This is a genomic window from Paenibacillus sp. OSY-SE (genome assembly GCF_000283315.1).
Lineage (GTDB): Bacteria > Bacillota > Bacilli > Paenibacillales > Paenibacillaceae > Paenibacillus_B > Paenibacillus_B profundus.
Map to the genome: position 1 here is coordinate 34,364 of NZ_ALKF01000158.1, position 15,647 is coordinate 50,010.

The 15,647-nt window shown below is 48.8% G+C and carries 15 protein-coding genes and 1 other annotated feature; of the genes, 14 read left to right on the plus strand and 1 reads right to left on the minus strand.

All coding sequences use genetic code 11. The features are described 5' to 3' along the window. The first annotated feature begins 69 nt into the window (after positions 1–69). The 7 genes from A372_RS0106835 to A372_RS0106865 all read left to right on the plus strand — a co-directional run bounded on the left by A372_RS0106835 (position 70) and on the right by A372_RS0106865 (position 7,625). On the plus strand, positions 70–615 hold the full coding sequence (locus tag A372_RS0106835) for a spore maturation protein (protein WP_019420085.1): 546 nt from the start codon (positions 70–72) through the stop codon (positions 613–615). 283 nt (positions 616–898) lie between these two features. Beyond that, entirely contained in the window at positions 899–1,639 is a 741-nt protein-coding gene (locus A372_RS0106840) for a pseudouridine synthase (protein WP_019420086.1), read from the plus strand. A 260-nt stretch (positions 1,640–1,899) separates the two neighbouring features. After that, on the plus strand, positions 1,900–2,421 hold the full coding sequence (gene resA, locus A372_RS0106845) for a thiol-disulfide oxidoreductase ResA (RefSeq protein WP_019420087.1): 522 nt from the start codon (positions 1,900–1,902) through the stop codon (positions 2,419–2,421). 28 nt (positions 2,422–2,449) lie between these two features. Further along, a complete protein-coding gene (gene resB / locus A372_RS0106850) occupies positions 2,450–4,114 on the plus strand; it encodes a cytochrome c biogenesis protein ResB (protein ID WP_019420088.1) in 1,665 nt (554 codons plus the stop codon). Beyond that, positions 4,111–5,370, plus strand: coding sequence for a c-type cytochrome biogenesis protein CcsB (gene ccsB, locus A372_RS0106855; RefSeq protein ID WP_019420089.1), 1,260 nt, complete (start codon positions 4,111–4,113; stop codon positions 5,368–5,370). Before resB ends, ccsB begins: the two co-directional genes overlap by 4 nt. A gap of 99 nt (positions 5,371–5,469) precedes the next feature. Then, positions 5,470–6,186, plus strand: a complete 717-nt coding sequence (locus A372_RS0106860; protein WP_019420090.1) for a response regulator transcription factor — start codon at positions 5,470–5,472, stop codon at positions 6,184–6,186. Positions 6,187–6,188: 2 nt separating this feature from the next. Continuing rightward, complete coding sequence (locus A372_RS0106865) at positions 6,189–7,625, plus strand: HAMP domain-containing sensor histidine kinase (protein WP_019420091.1); 1,437 nt, start codon at positions 6,189–6,191, stop codon at positions 7,623–7,625. A gap of 156 nt (positions 7,626–7,781) precedes the next feature. Here A372_RS0106865 and serA read toward each other — a convergent pair whose 3' ends face one another. Continuing rightward, a complete protein-coding gene (serA, locus tag A372_RS0106870) occupies positions 7,782–9,368 on the minus strand; it encodes a phosphoglycerate dehydrogenase (protein WP_019420092.1) in 1,587 nt (528 codons plus the stop codon). Positions 9,369–9,433: 65 nt separating this feature from the next. After that, positions 9,434–9,676: a binding site (T-box leader), on the minus strand. Between the two features lie 247 nt (positions 9,677–9,923). Here serA and A372_RS0106875 point away from each other — a divergent pair. The 7 genes from A372_RS0106875 to prsW all read left to right on the plus strand — a co-directional run bounded on the left by A372_RS0106875 (position 9,924) and on the right by prsW (position 15,349). Continuing rightward, complete coding sequence (locus tag A372_RS0106875; protein WP_019420093.1) at positions 9,924–10,514, plus strand: type II CAAX endopeptidase family protein; 591 nt, start codon at positions 9,924–9,926, stop codon at positions 10,512–10,514. Continuing rightward, positions 10,511–10,900: a hypothetical protein gene (locus A372_RS0106880; protein WP_019420094.1), complete on the plus strand. Its 390-nt coding sequence runs from the start codon at positions 10,511–10,513 to the stop codon at positions 10,898–10,900. Before A372_RS0106875 ends, A372_RS0106880 begins: the two co-directional genes overlap by 4 nt. A gap of 6 nt (positions 10,901–10,906) precedes the next feature. Continuing rightward, the gene (locus A372_RS0106885; RefSeq protein WP_019420095.1) at positions 10,907–11,740 is read left to right on the plus strand and encodes a metallophosphoesterase; all 834 of its coding nucleotides are present in this window, start codon (positions 10,907–10,909) and stop codon (positions 11,738–11,740) included. A gap of 72 nt (positions 11,741–11,812) precedes the next feature. After that, positions 11,813–12,262, plus strand: coding sequence for a hypothetical protein (locus A372_RS0106890; RefSeq protein WP_019420096.1), 450 nt, complete (start codon positions 11,813–11,815; stop codon positions 12,260–12,262). Between the two features lie 266 nt (positions 12,263–12,528). Further along, a complete protein-coding gene (locus A372_RS0106895; protein ID WP_019420097.1) occupies positions 12,529–13,149 on the plus strand; it encodes a genetic competence negative regulator in 621 nt (206 codons plus the stop codon). A gap of 176 nt (positions 13,150–13,325) precedes the next feature. After that, positions 13,326–14,576, plus strand: coding sequence for a Glu/Leu/Phe/Val family dehydrogenase (locus A372_RS0106900; protein WP_019420098.1), 1,251 nt, complete (start codon positions 13,326–13,328; stop codon positions 14,574–14,576). Between the two features lie 2 nt (positions 14,577–14,578). Beyond that, positions 14,579–15,349 (plus strand): glutamic-type intramembrane protease PrsW, encoded by a 771-nt coding sequence (gene prsW / locus A372_RS0106905; protein ID WP_019420099.1) that lies wholly within the window; start codon positions 14,579–14,581, stop codon positions 15,347–15,349. The last annotated feature ends 298 nt before the right edge of the window (positions 15,350–15,647 follow it).

The window sequence follows — 15,647 nt, forward strand, 5'->3', positions numbered from 1 at the left end:
GCCGCCATTGCAATCTACGGACTTATCTATCTGCAGCTTCTGTAATGCTTCGGAAAGGACGGTTCGCTCATGTATTCTTTTGTTACCACGATATCTGCATGGGCCATTCCAGCCATTGTCGTATTTATTCCCCTATACGCTTATTTTCGCCGCGTGCCCGTCTATGAAACGTTCGTCGAAGGCGCAAAGGACGGTTTTCAGACCTCGATTAATATTATCCCAACCTTAGTGGGGATGATGGTGGCGATTAGCGTTTTTCGCGCCTCAGGGGCAATGGATTGGATGGTCAGTCTGTTCCGGCCGCTGCTCGATGTGCTTGGTGTGCCGAGCGAGGTGATGCCGCTCGCTTTTCTGCGGCCGATAACCGGGGCCGGTTCGTTGGCGTTTACGACGGATTTGATTAAGACGTATGGTTCTGATTCACTCATCGGACGAATCGCTTCTACGATCCAAGGCAGTACGGATACGACGCTGTATGTGCTGACTGTGTACTTCGGGGCCGTAGGTATCCGCAACGGGCGCTATGCGCTCAAAGTCGGACTCTTCTCTGATCTGGTAGGCTTTGTGGCAGCCATTATCGTATGTTTGCTTGTATTTGGCTTCATATCAGGATAATATCTATATAGCTTGAAAGAAATGAATGACCAAGGACTGTCTTAAAAGGTCTGTATGACCTGAAGGACAGTCCCTGTTTTTGTCTGCAGAAGGACAGGTTGAGGGGGATCAATGCAGCACGTACTATCGAGAACAAGTATCCCTCACGTGTATTTATCTACGTTTGGGTCAGCTGCTTACGTATCTTGTCAATTCGACAACCAAATTTCGACAACATTTTGAACAGTCCTTCTTGTGGTATTGTTCACAAAAGGATATCATTATCATGAGGTGACAAACGTATATGGAAGAACGTTTACAGAAGATTTTAGCGAATGCAGGTATAGCATCGCGTCGAAAATGCGAAGAACTTATATTAGCCGGCAAGGTTGAATTGAACGGGGAGGTTGTTACGACTCTCGGAGTGAAGGCGAACCCTGCCAGTGATGTCATAACGGTGAACGGCAAGCCGCTCAGAGTGAAGACGGATAAAGTCTACTTGGCGTTTCACAAGCCGAAGGGTGTAATTACGAGCACATCGGACCCAGAAGGACGCAAAACGGTTATCGACTTTATTAAAGGCGTTGGCACACGTGTATATCCTGTCGGACGTCTGGACTACGATTCCGAAGGATTACTGCTCCTGACGAACGACGGTGACTTAGCCAATCGCTTGACGCATCCACGCCATCACGTGGCGAAGATTTATCATGTAACAGTGAAAGGCGTTCCGCACGGGGATGCGTTGGAGAAGCTGAAGAAAGGCGTCATGTTGGATGACGGTATGACTCAGCCTGCAGAAGTCGAATATCACGATGTTGATATGGAACGTAATATTGCAACCATTAGTGTCATCATTCACGAAGGGCGTAACCGCCAAGTCCGCCGCATGTTTGATACAATCGGTCATCCAGTCATTAAATTAAAGCGGGTTCAATTCGCCAATATTACACTGCAAGGCATCGCGCGCGGGAAATATCGCCATTTGACCAAGTCTGAAGTAAATGAGCTGCAAATGGCGCTCTTGTCGAATCGTACCCCTTAACGGAATGAACCGCGCCATTATATCTGCCCTTGGCTAAGACACATAATTTTCATATTGAGGAAGATATGACCGCTGGTCTTTGAATTATAATGATCGTGAGTGGTGTAATGAATTTGTTGAAAATCTTCCTCTAAAATGTGAATAATGTCATAGAAGTGCGAGTTCAAAAAGAACCATTTTCAGCTGATGTCGAATCGCATCTTGGGATGCTTCGTGATCAAAAGGGGCTTTTTGAACAACTTCTGGAAAGGGCGTTGGTAATGGGCAAGCGGAATAAAACAACCCAGATCATCATCTTGGTCGTCATTCTCGTACTCGGCGGCTTCGCCGTAAGCTCTGCCTTCAAGAAGCCGGAGGTGCCGAAGGAAGGCAGCACGATCCCGGATCTGCCATTGCAGCAATTGAACGGCAGCGTCGTGAAGCTGGGGGATTACAAGGGCAAGGCGCTCGTGCTCAATTTCTGGGGCTCGTGGTGCGAGCCGTGCGAACGGGAAATGCCGACGCTGCAGAAGGCGGCGGATGAGTGGAAGGCCAAAAATGTTGAAATCGTCGGAATTAACTATGGCGAAGATCCATTGGTCGTACAAAATTATATGAAAAAGGTCAATGTGCACTTTACAATGCTGCTTGATCAGAAGAAGAAAGTAACGGAAGCGTTTGGGATCCGACCGCTCCCGACCACATTTTTCGTGAAGCCGGACGGTAAAGTTCACGCCATCCATATCGGTGAACTCACCCAATCTCAACTGGATAAATATCTTCAGGAGATAACGGGACAATGATAATCGATAATGGAAGGAGGACAATGTAGTGCGGTTCGACAATACGAAATGCGAATGCGGCCACCAGAACGCAATTGGAACCGTTCTCTGCGAAGCGTGCGGGAAGCCGCAGCATGAGGAACCCGCATTGGATGAAGTCCTAGAGATGCGGTATGACGGAGTTGCGCGAAAATCGCAAAAAGCGAATCCGTCCATTATCGATCGCATTTGGAACTTTTTTTCATCCGTCAAGGTAGCGGTTTATTTAATCGTCATCACACTGATAGGCTCGATGTTCGGCACGATCTACCCACAGGAAAGCCAGTTCATCAATATTGACGCTTCGTTGTACTATAAGCAATCGTATGGGACAATGGGGCACATTTATTATTTGCTCGGCTTGTCCCATACCTACGAGTCTTGGTGGTTTATTACGCTGCTCGTCATGATTGGGGCGTCGCTCGTCATCTGCAGTCTGGATCGGGTGCTGCCGTTATATCGCGCCTTGCATAAGCAGAAAGTGCGCAAGCATGGGCAATTCATCACCCGTCAGCGCATTGTGTACCAAGGCGACATACAGGATTCACCGAATACTTGGCTCGACGGGATGAGCAAGTCGCTCAAGAAGCGAGGATACAAGATCGTCCGCGATGAGGATGCGCTCTTGGCGGAGAAAAATCGCTTCAGCCGTTGGGGTCCATACATAAACCATATCGGGCTTATTATCTTTTTGTTGGCTGTTCTGGCCCGCAGCATTCCAGGATGGCATATGGAATACTATGATGCTTTTCCGCAAGGTCAGCCGAAGGAAATACCGGGTACGCCGTTTTATTTGCAGAATGACCACTTTACGGTTGAATATTATGGCGAGGAGGACATGCCCGAGCAATTCGTCAAGGAAGGCCGTGTCATAGCGAAGTTGTTCGAGACAAAGGCGACGTTGTATCGCTGCGTGGATAAATGCGATGAACTCGCCGCCGAACCGGTACTAGAAGAAGTGATGAAGCATGATATACGCGTGAACGAGCCATTGGAGTATGAAGGCTTGATGGTGTATCAATTCGACTTCGATCTGACACCAAGACTTGTTGCAGTAAAGCCAGTGCTGGAGAATCCGCAGACTGGGGAAGTGTACGGACAGTTCGAGCTGAAGATCAATCGTACGGAGACCCACTATGAAGTCGGTCCTTACACCTTAGAACTCACCCACAAATTTATGGATTTCGGACTTGATGAGAATGGGAAACCGACAACGAAGTCTCAAGACCCGAATGCACCTGCCTTTATCTTTATGATTAAAGGCCCGGGCCTGCCGAACGAGGGCGAGCCATATATGTATTTCCCTCTTCAAAAAGACAAAGTGAAGTTTCAGCAAGACGTCATCAATGGCGAAATAGCCAACAAGTTCGATTTGCATGTCCAATCGATGAACGATGTAACACTGTCTGAATCCACCAGCTATCTGAATGTGCGCAAAGATACAGCGATGCCGTTCATTTGGATAGGAGCTGCCATCAGCATGATTGGCCTTATTATGGGCTTCTACTGGCAGCACCGCCGCATATGGCTGCGATTGGATGGGCAACAGCTGGCGCTCGGAGCGCATACGAACAAGAACTGGTATGGGCTTCGGAATGAAGTCGCCCGAGCTTTGCAAGCAGTGGACATTGAAGTCGATGCTAAATCTATCGATCGTGGGGGGAGTAAGGCGTGACGTCATTAGAATTGAGCCAGGACGCATATGTAGTCGCGTTCTTCTTATTTTGTATTTCATTCATCCTGTTCGTCTATGCGATGCCGGGCAAAAAAATGAAGACACACGACCGGGCGCGCCATGAGCGCAGGTGGGGCAGAATTTCATTTACCGTAACGGCCATCGGCTTTGGCAGTCAGCTCGTCTATTTTATCTCTCGCTGGATTGGAGCGGGACATATCCCGGTCAGCAACATGTACGAGTTCATGTCGTTCTTGGCGATGATGATTATCGGCGCATTTGTCGTCATGTATCTCATTTATCGTTCGGCGGTGCTTGGCGCATTTGCGGTTCCGCTGGCCGTCATTATTATGGCTTATGCTTCTGTCTTCCCGAGTGAAGTGCAGCCTTTGATTCCTCAGCTCGATTCGGTCTGGTTGAAAATACACGTTACGTTGGCAGCGCTCGGCTATGCTTTTTTTGCCGTCGCCTTCGTAGCCGCACTGCTCTATTTGCTGCGGACGGTGCGTTGGGATTCGGGAAGCGACCGGCGTTCACAACGTTGGCTCGAATTCACAATGGGATGTATAATTGTTGTTATCGGCTTCATTGCTGTCGTATTCAGCTTCCGCGCCGCGGACTATGAAGTGATCGTCAATCAAAAAGTGGAAACGGTCGAAAACGGCCAAATCAATAGTAAAATAGAATCGGTTACGTACACGATGCCGCCTTTGATTGCACCTTACAACAGTGAAGAAAGCTCTTTAGAAGCGGTGCCGAGCTTTATCGGCATGAAGCTGCCGCTGATGGAAGCTCCTGGCTGGATGAAAGGGGTGCAGGCGGGACGTAAGCTGAATACGGTTATTTGGTCACTTCTTGCTGGTCTTGTGCTGTATGCGGCAATCCGGCTCATCTTGCGCAAACCGATTGCAAAAGCTATCAGTCCGCTGGTGCAGGGGTTAGATCCCGATCTGGTAGATGAAATCAGTTATCGTTCCATCGCCATCGGATTCCCTGTCTTTACATTAGGGGCACTGGTCTTTGCCATGATTTGGGCACAAATCGCCTGGTCCCGCTTCTGGGGCTGGGATCCAAAAGAAGTGTGGGCGCTCATTACATGGTTGTATTACAGCGCCTATCTTCACCTGCGCTTGTCCCGCAGCTGGCATGGCGCAAAATCTTCATGGTTGGCCGTTATCGGCCTCCTGATAGTGATGTTTACGCTTGTCGGCGTCAATCTCGTCATTTCCGGGCTTCATTCTTATTCTGGAGTCTGACCATTGCGCCGATAACGATTCGGTCGAACGACTGCGGCTTCTGTCCTGCTGAACTTCAGTCGTTCATACTTTTTGATACCGTTGGAAGGAGAGTCGTTCATGTCCGAACAAGTGAACCGCATCTTGGTCGTAGATGATGAAGAACGGATTCGTCGCCTGCTTAAGATGTACCTGGAGAAGGAAGGCTACGAAATTGAGGAAGCGGAGGATGGTGAAATCGCGCTTCGCAAAGCGGTTGGCGAGGATTACGACCTAATACTGCTGGATGTCATGCTTCCTGGCATGGATGGGATCGAAGTGTGCACCCGCTTGAGACAAGTCAAAGCGACACCGGTTATCATGCTCACTGCCAAGGGCGAAGAGATGAACCGGGTGCAAGGCTTTGAGGTCGGGGCGGATGATTACGTAGTGAAGCCGTTCAGTCCGCGAGAGGTGATATATCGCGTCAAGGCAGTGCTGCGTCGCTCATCGGCTACGGCATTTTTGACGAACGATCCAAAAGCAAGCAACAACATCGTATTTCCTCACCTGATTATCGAGCATGATGCCCACCGGGTGACGGCAGGCGGACATGAAATCAGCCTAACTCCAAAGGAATATGAGCTGCTTCATTATTTAGCCGTGTCTCCGGATAAAGTGTTTTCGCGTGAAGAATTGTTGAAGGATGTATGGAATTATGAATTTTTCGGCGATTTGCGCACGGTTGATACCCATGTGAAGCGGTTGCGCGAGAAATTAAACAAAGTTTCACCGGAAGCGGCTACGATGATCACGACCGTGTGGGGCGTCGGTTACAAGTTAGAGGTGCCGAAATAATCGTGAAATTTTGGCGCAGTGTAGTCGGCAAGCTGTGGATGACCATCATCGGTCTCGTTGCAGTCGTCATGGCCACGTTGGGTGTATACTTGCTTCCATATATCGATAGCAACTTTACCCATCCTAACGATATAAAACAATTATTCGTATATACCGCTATTACCGGGTTCTCGCTCACGACCTTTTTCGCTTTGTTTCTATTTACTAAAATTACGCAGCCGCTTCGCAAGCTGAAGCAGGCTGCCGATACGATTCGCCAGGGCGATTATTCGACGCGCGTCACGATCCCTTCCTCCGATGAGATTGGGGAATTGTCGCGTACGTTCAACCACATGGCCGAAGAGCTGAAGATGACGATTCAGGATTTGCAGCACGAGAAGGAGCATTTGGCGAGCGTGCTGCGGAGTATGACTGATGCGGTCATTACATTTGACGCTTCAGGGAGCATGCTTCTCGCCAACCCGCATGGGGAAGCGATTTTGAACCGTTGGAATTCGATGGAGTGGAATGTCGACGTAGAGCCGTCCGATCCTTCATCAGTTCCCGTCCCGATGAAGCCGCTGTTCCAGAAGGTCATTCGAGAAGGCGAAGAAGTGTCAACACGCGTCCATGTCAGACAGGAAGTATGGTCTGTCATCGTGGGGCCGCTTCATGCCGACAGCCGCGTGCGCGGAGCTGTAGCCGTGCTGCGCGATGTGACGGAGGAGGTGCGGCTTGAGAAGCTGCGCAAGGACTTCGTGGCGAACGTCTCACATGAGATTCGGACGCCGCTGTCGATGCTGCAAGGATACAGCGAAGCGCTGCTGGACGATATTGCGGCTTCGCCAGAGGAACGGCAGGAATTAGTTCAAGTCATTCATGACGAATCGCTGCGCATGGGGCGTTTGGTCAAGGATTTATTGGATTTGGCCCGCATGGAGGCGGGACACTTGCCTATGCATTGGAGCGAAGCGGATGTGCATGAGCTCATTCATCGCGTATACCGCAAGTTTTCCGTTATTGCCAAAGAAAGAGACATACCCTTGCACATGTCATTGGATGCGGAGGATCCTGTCCTGCCTGTTGCGGACGAAGATCGCTTGGAGCAGGTGTTGACGAATTTGCTCGACAATGCGCTCCGTCATTCTTCGTCAGGGGAAGAAATACGAATTCGTACCGAACGAACGGTGTCGTCAGGCGGAGAGGAACTGCTGTGGATTCATATTGAAGACCATGGTCAAGGCATTCCTTCGGAAGACGTTCCCTACATCTTTGAACGCTTCTACAAAGCCGATAAGGCCCGTAAGAGAGGGGCTTCTGGCGGTACGGGGCTGGGATTAGCCATCGTCAAAAACATTATTGAAGCCCACAACGGCATCTTACGTGTCGACAGCGCGTTGGGTCAAGGGACAACATTCTCCTTTGCGGTGCCTGTTCGTGCACCAGAAGATGCAAAATGACTAACAAACGACAACTCCCTTCCCGCCATTTCGGCAGAGAAGGGAGTTTTTTGTTGAGATCTGCATCTCAGTTGCTGTCAGAGTAACGCGTTTTTTTACTATAAATCTTGTTCGTCGTGGAACAATTTTATAGAGGCTGAACACGCACGTACTGCGTTACAGCACGATTTCCTTCGCTTTAATAATATCCGCATTGTTTTTCAGTTGCGCAAGCACAACTTTCGAAATCATCTTATCGACAGACAATACCATGATGGCTGAGCCGCCGACAATTTTCCGTCCGACCTGCATCGTCGCGATATTGACGTCATTGGAGCCGAGCAATGTGCCGACCGTTCCGATAACCCCAGGCTTGTCATTATGCGAGATGAGCAAAATATGGCCTTCTGGCGCGATATCTACTGGATATTTGTCGATTTGCACGATTCGCTCGCCGTATCCATTTAACAGCGTACCGGCTACCAGACGCTCTTCCGAACTTGTCCGAAGCGTTACCGAGAGCAGATTGGTGAAGCCCTTTGCGATGTGCGATTTTTGCACAATGATGTTGATGTCTCTTACTTTTGCCAAGTGCATGGAATTCACGACATTAACGTCCGAGCCTAAATGCTGGGAAAGAATGCCCTTGACGATTTCGCGTGTAATCGGCTGCGTGTCCACTTCAGCCAAGTCACCAGAATAGTTGACGACGATCTCATGGACGGCACTTTTGGCCATTTGGGAGACGAATTGCCCCAACTTCTCGGCAAGACCGAAGTATGGCTGAATCTTTTTAAGAACATTTGCCGGCACAGGCGGCATGTTGACCGCATTCTTGAATGGTTCGTTGCGTAAAATATGAAGCACCTGCTCCGATACGTCCACGGCCACGTTCTCTTGCGCTTCCACGGTCGATGCACCTAAGTGAGGGGTTACAATGACCTTAGGATGGTGCAGGAACGGATGGTCCGCCTGCGGCGGTTCCGCTTCGAAGACGTCGAAGGCTGCACCAGCAACGATGCCTTCATCTAATGCTTCGATGAGCGCATACTCATCGATGATGCCGCCGCGCGCGCAGTTAATAATGCGCATGTCTGGCTTCATCACTTCGAACTGCGGGCGAGAAATCATGTGGCGCGTCTCGGCCGTCAGCGGTGTATGGACGGTAAGGAAATCCGCCGCACGGATAATTTCGTCTACTGAACCGAGCTTAATACCAAGCTTCTCGGCTCGCTCCTCCGTCATAAACGGATCGAAGCCCATCACTTCCATCCCGAATGCTTTGGCCCGCTTCGCTACCTCGCTGCCGATACGGCCCATGCCGAGGACGCCTAGCGTCTTGTTCGACAGCTCTACGCCGAGGAACGATTTGCGGTCCCATACGCCGCTAATCGTCTTCACGTAAGCTTGCGGGATGTGGCGGGCAAGCGCCATCATCATCGCAAAGGCATGCTCACACGTCGTAATTGTATTTCCGTCCGGAGCATTAATGACAATAATTCCGCGCTGTGTCGCCGCCTGCAGATCGATGTTATCGACACCGACCCCTGCGCGTCCAATAACTTTCATTTTCTTGGCTGCTTCCATAATACGCGGGGTAACGCGTGTCTGGCTTCGTACCAACAGCGCGTCATACTCTCCGATAATTTCCACCAGCTCGTCTTCCGACAATCCCGTTTGCTTTACTACCGTAACATCCTGTGCATCCACCAACTGCTGAATCCCGAAATCGCTAATCGGATCCGAAACTAACACTTTAAACATGGTTTCTCCTCCTTTAGATCTATGTTTACATATAAAAAAACTCCCATCCGCATACTACGACCGTAGTAAGGGACGAGAGTCTTCTTTCGTGGTGCCACCCTTATTCGCTGTTCGTTCACACAAACAGCCTTTTCATCTCATAAAGAGATAACGAACGATATCGGGTTCGAACCGTTCACGCCTACTAACTATTCGAATTCAGCGCAACAACTCCGGAACGCTGGAACATGACAATCCACCGCCGATTCCCACCTAACATCGGCTCTCTGTAGGCTTCTTTGCCCGTTCGTTTCCTTCACCGTATTAACTCATGAAATTTTACTTAATGTACCATGCTTCCAGAACAGTGTCAATAGGTTGAAAAAACGAAAATGAAATCTTTGAAATGAGTGAAAACGCTTATTTTTCCCCGTTATAACGAACAAAAACACAACACATTGCATTTTACGTAAAGATTTTCTCTTTTCGCCAGCTAAGGTTGAATGATTCTTAAAGTTTCTGCTATGATTCATCTATTGGTTCATATTTAAACAGAATTGGTTAGGCAGGGATGGAATGAAACAAAAATGGAAAAACTTCAAGTCGCGACAGGTCAATGTACAAGACTTAGACGACCGCATTTTGCTAATTAACTTATATTTGACTCAGGCCATAACCCTTACGATAGGCTTGGTATGGATTTGGCTGCAAGGAAGAAATCCGTTCAAGCTGCTAAGCCTGCCGGAAGGCTGGACCTGGTTGTGGTGGGGATGTGGCCTCGCCGTTGCTGTCGTACTGTTCGATATTGCGATATCCCGCTTCGTGCCGGAGGAACTGAACGATGATGGTGGAGTCAATGAGAAGCTGTTTCGCAAGCGTCCGGTATGGCACATTTTCGTCATCTCCTTTATAGTAGGAGTATGCGAAGAAATGCTCTTCCGGGGAGCTGTACAGCATGCGTTTGGCCCGTACTGGACCAGCATTATGTTTGCAACCATCCATGTTCGGTATTTACGCCACTGGCTCCCGACCTTGATGGTATTTTTAATTAGTTACGCTTTGGGGATCGTCTATGAATGGACGGGAACATTGTGGGCTCCAATTATGGCTCATTTTGTAATTGATCTTATTATGGGACTTATCATACGGTTTCGGAGGGAAGCATGAGCGAGAATCATTCAGACCCGTCCTTTCGAGGGTTCTCTCGCAGTCAAGACTCAATCGTACATAGCCCGGCACTGGATGCACTACGCCAATTGAAGGAAGATACGACGGACACATCAGAATCAAAAGTCGATCATCATTCGAACATCAAGACAAAGACAGCAAATCATCAGGCGGATATATCCGCTAGAGAAATGGCAGCTGTCGCTGCCGTTTCTCCATCTATAGATGAAGATGAGGACCGTTCTCTACCATCTCGTAAAGAATTGTATCCTTCCGACTATGCGAAGTTGACGAATTGGTTTTACAATGTTCTATTTTTGTTGTTTATCGGGTTATTAGTCGGACTTCTATTATGGGGACGCCACAAAATGGCGCTGGAGGGATAATCCGCCATGCTTGCTGCTGCTGTTATCATTGGTGTTATCGCAGTTATCGGTGTTCTCTTCGGGTATATGCTGTGGGAAGCTCGGGGACTTACAATTACAGAAGAAGAAGTGGTATTAGAGCGGTTGCCGTCATCCTTTGACGGGGTCCGCTTGTTCTTTATTACCGATTTCCATCGCAGGATGTTGACACAGCGGCATATGTCGCAACTGGAACAGCATGAGAAAGCAGAGCTAGTGCTGGTCGGCGGGGATATGATTGAGCGTGGTGTTCCGCTAGAACAATGTTTGTATAATATGAGTTGTCTGCGCCAATATGCTCCGGTAATCGCGGTGCATGGCAACCACGACTATAAAGTGGATATCCGCAAATTGGATGACGATCTGAGGGATATCGGGGTTAAGCTATTGGATAATGAAGCGATGCGGCTCGAGCAGAGCGGCGAATTCATATGGATTGCGGGCTGGGATGATTTCAGCTCGGGAAGAACCGACATCCGCCTTGCCATGAGCGAGCCGAGAGGCGAACCGCATTGCACGATCGTTCTTACTCATGATCCGCTGTCTCTGCGGGGGGTGGATGTCAAGGACATTGATGTGGTGCTGTCAGGTCATACGCACGGCGGTCAAATATGTGTTCCGGGGTATGGTCCGCTGCGAACGGGCAAGTTTTACCGAAAATATTTAGCGGGCTGGTATGATTTTCAAGACGAAGCCAATCAGCGAACGAAGCTGTTCATCAGCAGGGGATTCGGCACGTCCCATCTGCCTTTTCGCTTGAACAGCAAGCCGGAAGCGCATTTTATAATACTCCGCTCCGGAGCCAAAGCCAGTGTTTCCTAAAATTAATCCGAATGCTTCGCACATCCGGCGCTCACACTACAACTGATCCTAACAAACAAGGAGGGAACAGCAGTGAAGGTGACATCATTTATTTCCGGAGCGGCAATCGGAATATTGGCGGGGATGTACATGGCGGATCGCCGTTCGCTTGCGAATCTGCAGTCCAAGCTTCAACTCGCAGGCGACATGGTACAGGATGTGATGGGGAAAGCGAAGGACAAAGTAATGGACTCCACGCTTACCAAGAAGATGTCCAACATGACGACGCTCATGGATTCGAAAGCGCAGCATAGTGTCGACGGGTTCAGCTTGGACCGGATTAAAGCATTGATTGATGGCGACCCAGAAGTTAGACGCAAAGTCGATGCCATTCTGAGTGAGAATGGATTGGCTCCGGTTCCGGCGACGATGGCATCCAATAAGTCGTCAGCGGCAGAGTCGGCGTCGCAAAATATCGCCAAGGCCCAAGTGGCGGATCGTTCGAAATCCGCCAGCAGCACCGAGCAACAATCAACTCATTAATCGTGTGCTTCTAACTGGAATGAACCTCTTTACGCATGTCCATCGTTAAGGATTAATTATGGTTTACTCGATGAAGCAACCGCATTAGAGCGGTTGCTTTATTTTTGTAATAATTGACTTTTCCATACATAACCTTGTACGTCTATTTTATGTAGTGCAAAACATTTGAAATAATGATAACATGAGTTACATAGAACCATTTTCAGCACATATTATATGTTGCTTCATAATCTGTTATAACCGAAGCTGTAAAGGAGGGTCCTGTCATGAAAATCGAACGTCTAAGTCAAGATAAAATCCGTATTTTTCTTACGTTCGACGATTTATCGGAGCGCGGGATCCAACGCGAGGATCTGTGGCAGGAAATGACTAAGCTGCAGGAGTTGTTCGCGGAAATGATGGATCAAGCGTATACCGAACTCGGATTTGACGCGACGGGACCGCTTGCCGTAGAAGTATTCGCAATGCCTGCACAAGGCATGGTCGTCATCGTCACACGAACCCGTTGGGACAGCGCATCACACCATGCTCACGGTGTGGATGAAGATGAACTGGACGACGTATACGAAATGGAAGTTACACTGGAGGAAAGCGACACCATCGTGTTCGCGTTCCGTGATTTTGAACATTTCATCGAAGCGGCTCATACGGTGAACGGTCAATTCCCCGTCTCCGGCGCGCTCTACCAATATAACGGACAGTGGATATATCACGTGGAACCGGCCAATATGGAGCCCCATCGCTTGCACGGCTTTATCGCCATTTTAGCGGAATATGGGGAAGCAACGTCGGTAACAACCGCTGTTTTGGAAGAGTACGGTACCTGCATCATTGCAGAAGATGCGATATCCGTAATTTGTGCTCATTTCAAAGCGCGACGTGTCTAAGCGCCGTGCATCGTCAACAGGGAGCGCTTATTGGATCATCAATATGTGAGCTCCCTGTTTTTAATTTGTCATCACTTGTCAATCAATATATGCTGACTTCCTCTCATTGGACACTACATAACCAACATCATAGAATCAATGAGCCTATCTAACTAAACTCTATGAGGTGAATCAAGATGTCCGCACAAGATCACAATTCTCTTCTTCAATCTACACAAGTTGTAATCGAGCAAGCTCTACATCGTTTAGGTTATGGACAAGACATGGTCGATTTGTTAAAAGAACCGCTGCGTATGCTGACCGTTCGTATTCCGGTTCGGATGGATGACGGTAAAGTGAAGATGTTTACTGGTTTCCGAGCTCAGCACAACGATGCTGTCGGTCCGACTAAAGGCGGGGTTCGTTTTCATCCAGAGGTGTCAGAAGAAGAGGTTAAGGCGCTTTCCATCTGGATGAGCTTGAAATGCGGAATTGCCGATCTCCCTTATGGAGGCGGGAAAGGCGGGGTTATCTGCGACCCGCGACGGATGTCCTTAAATGAATTGGAACGATTGAGCCGCGGCTATGTTCGCGCGATTAGCCAGATTGTCGGGCCAACGAAGGATATTCCAGCGCCTGATGTCATGACAAATGCGCAAATTATGGCATGGATGGTGGATGAGTACAGTGTTATCCGGGAATTTGATTCTCCTGGCTTCATTACCGGCAAGCCGATTGTGCTCGGGGGCTCGCAAGGTCGTGAGACAGCGACTGCGCAAGGCGTTGTTATGATGATCTACGAGGCATTAAAAGTGAAGGGGATCCCGCTCAAAGATGCGCGTGTCATCGTGCAGGGCTTCGGCAATGCGGGCAGTTATCTGTCCAAATTCATGCATGAAGCGGGAGCCAAAGTTGTCGGCATATCCGACGTGCACGGCGGGTTGTATGACCCGAATGGATTGGATATCCCGGATTTGGTTGACCGTCGCGATTCCTTCGGTACGGTAACAAATCTGTTCAAAAATACGATTTCGAACGAAGAGCTGCTCATTCAGCCTTGCGATATTCTTGTACCTGCAGCGATCGAGAATCAAATCACCGAACATAATGCGCATCAAATTCAAGCGCAGATCATTGTCGAGGCGGCAAATGGGCCGACTACGATTGAAGCGACGAAGATCGTTACGGATAGAGAGATACTGCTCGTGCCTGATGTGTTGGCGAGCGGTGGAGGCGTTATTGTGTCTTATTTCGAATGGGTGCAAAATAATCAAGGTTATTATTGGAGTGAGGAAGAAGTGATGCAGAAGCTGCAGAAGCTAATGACGCGCGGATTCCTAAAAGTGTACGAAGTACACCAGACGAAGCAAGTTGACATGAGGCTTGCCGCCTATATGGTCGGTGTCCGTAAAATAGCGGAAGCGGCTCGCTACCGGGGGTGGGTGTAAGCGTGACTTGTATTTCGGCCATGACTACTTTTGTTGCCAGCATCACAGAAACGGCCGTGCAAACAAGCGAAAGTACGACGCCAATCCTGCCATTGTTAACGGCAGCGATTGCCCCGGGAATTGCTTTGTTAGTTTACTTTTATTTAAAGGATCGATACGATTACGAACCGATTCATATGGTTATTCGTATTTTCCTGCTCGGATTTTTAATCGTATTTCCCATTCTTATTATTCAGTACGGACTTGTGCAGTGGTGGGGAAATAGTCCTTATGTATTCTCGTTTATCATCTCAGCCGGTGTCGAAGAGTTCGTTAAGTGGTTTGTCCTGTATCATATGATTTACAACCATGTCGAGTTCGACGAACATTATGATGGGATACTGTACGCGGTAGCAGTCTCACTTGGTTTTGCCACGATTGAGAACGTGCTGTATGCATGGGCGAATTATACCTCATTCTCGCATCTGCTGATTCGGGCGCTGCTGCCAGTGTCTGGGCATGCTCTGTTTGGTGTAATAATGGGCTACTATTTAGGAAAAGCCAAATTTTCAAAAGGAGGCCGTTCCCGCCGTTATTTGCTGTATTCCATAGGTATACCTTTGTTCTGGCACGGTGTATATGATTTGATATTGCTTATGGTGACTCGCTATTGGATATGGTTCGTCGTTCCTCTCATGATCTTTCTCTGGTATTACGGGATGGGCAAGGTACGGCATGCCAATGCGCGCTCTCCGTTTCATTCTGTTAATCGCGAGGAAGAGATTAATATGTAGCGTGTTGGTAAATACTGTACACAAATGCTCTTTTTTTAGTTTAATCACCAAAATAAGGAGGACTTGTGTGCGGGTAAAGGTAACCATTCGCTGCAGACAATGCGGTGAGAAATTTATTCTACGGGGCAGACGGGAAAGGGGCCGGGTCGAGACCGGCTTCAAGCAATGCGTATGTGACAATCGTGAAGATTTCGTAATTGATGAACAGCCCATATAGGATGCTTCGTGATCAAAAGGTCGCTTTCAGCACCGAGAAGGTTGCGTGAAGCCGAAGAAGGAAGGAACGGAGTGTAGGCAA

Bases quoted from the DNA above. Each gene is read 5' to 3' on its own strand.
- A372_RS0106835 (WP_019420085.1), top strand. From the start codon at position 70: ATGTATTCTTTTGTTACCACGATATCTGCATGGGCCATTCCAGCCATT.
- resA (WP_019420087.1), top strand. From the start codon at position 1,900: ATGGGCAAGCGGAATAAAACAACCCAGATCATCATCTTGGTCGTCATT.
- A372_RS0106875 (WP_019420093.1), top strand. From the start codon at position 9,924: ATGAAACAAAAATGGAAAAACTTCAAGTCGCGACAGGTCAATGTACAA.
- A372_RS0106895 (WP_019420097.1), top strand. From the start codon at position 12,529: ATGAAAATCGAACGTCTAAGTCAAGATAAAATCCGTATTTTTCTTACG.
- A372_RS0106840 (WP_019420086.1), top strand. From the start codon at position 899: ATGGAAGAACGTTTACAGAAGATTTTAGCGAATGCAGGTATAGCATCG.
- A372_RS0106880 (WP_019420094.1), top strand. From the start codon at position 10,511: ATGAGCGAGAATCATTCAGACCCGTCCTTTCGAGGGTTCTCTCGCAGT.
- A372_RS0106860 (WP_019420090.1), top strand. From the start codon at position 5,470: ATGTCCGAACAAGTGAACCGCATCTTGGTCGTAGATGATGAAGAACGG.
- serA (WP_019420092.1), bottom strand. From the start codon at position 9,368: ATGTTTAAAGTGTTAGTTTCGGATCCGATTAGCGATTTCGGGATTCAG.
- A372_RS0106900 (WP_019420098.1), top strand. From the start codon at position 13,326: ATGTCCGCACAAGATCACAATTCTCTTCTTCAATCTACACAAGTTGTA.
- A372_RS0106885 (WP_019420095.1), top strand. From the start codon at position 10,907: ATGCTTGCTGCTGCTGTTATCATTGGTGTTATCGCAGTTATCGGTGTT.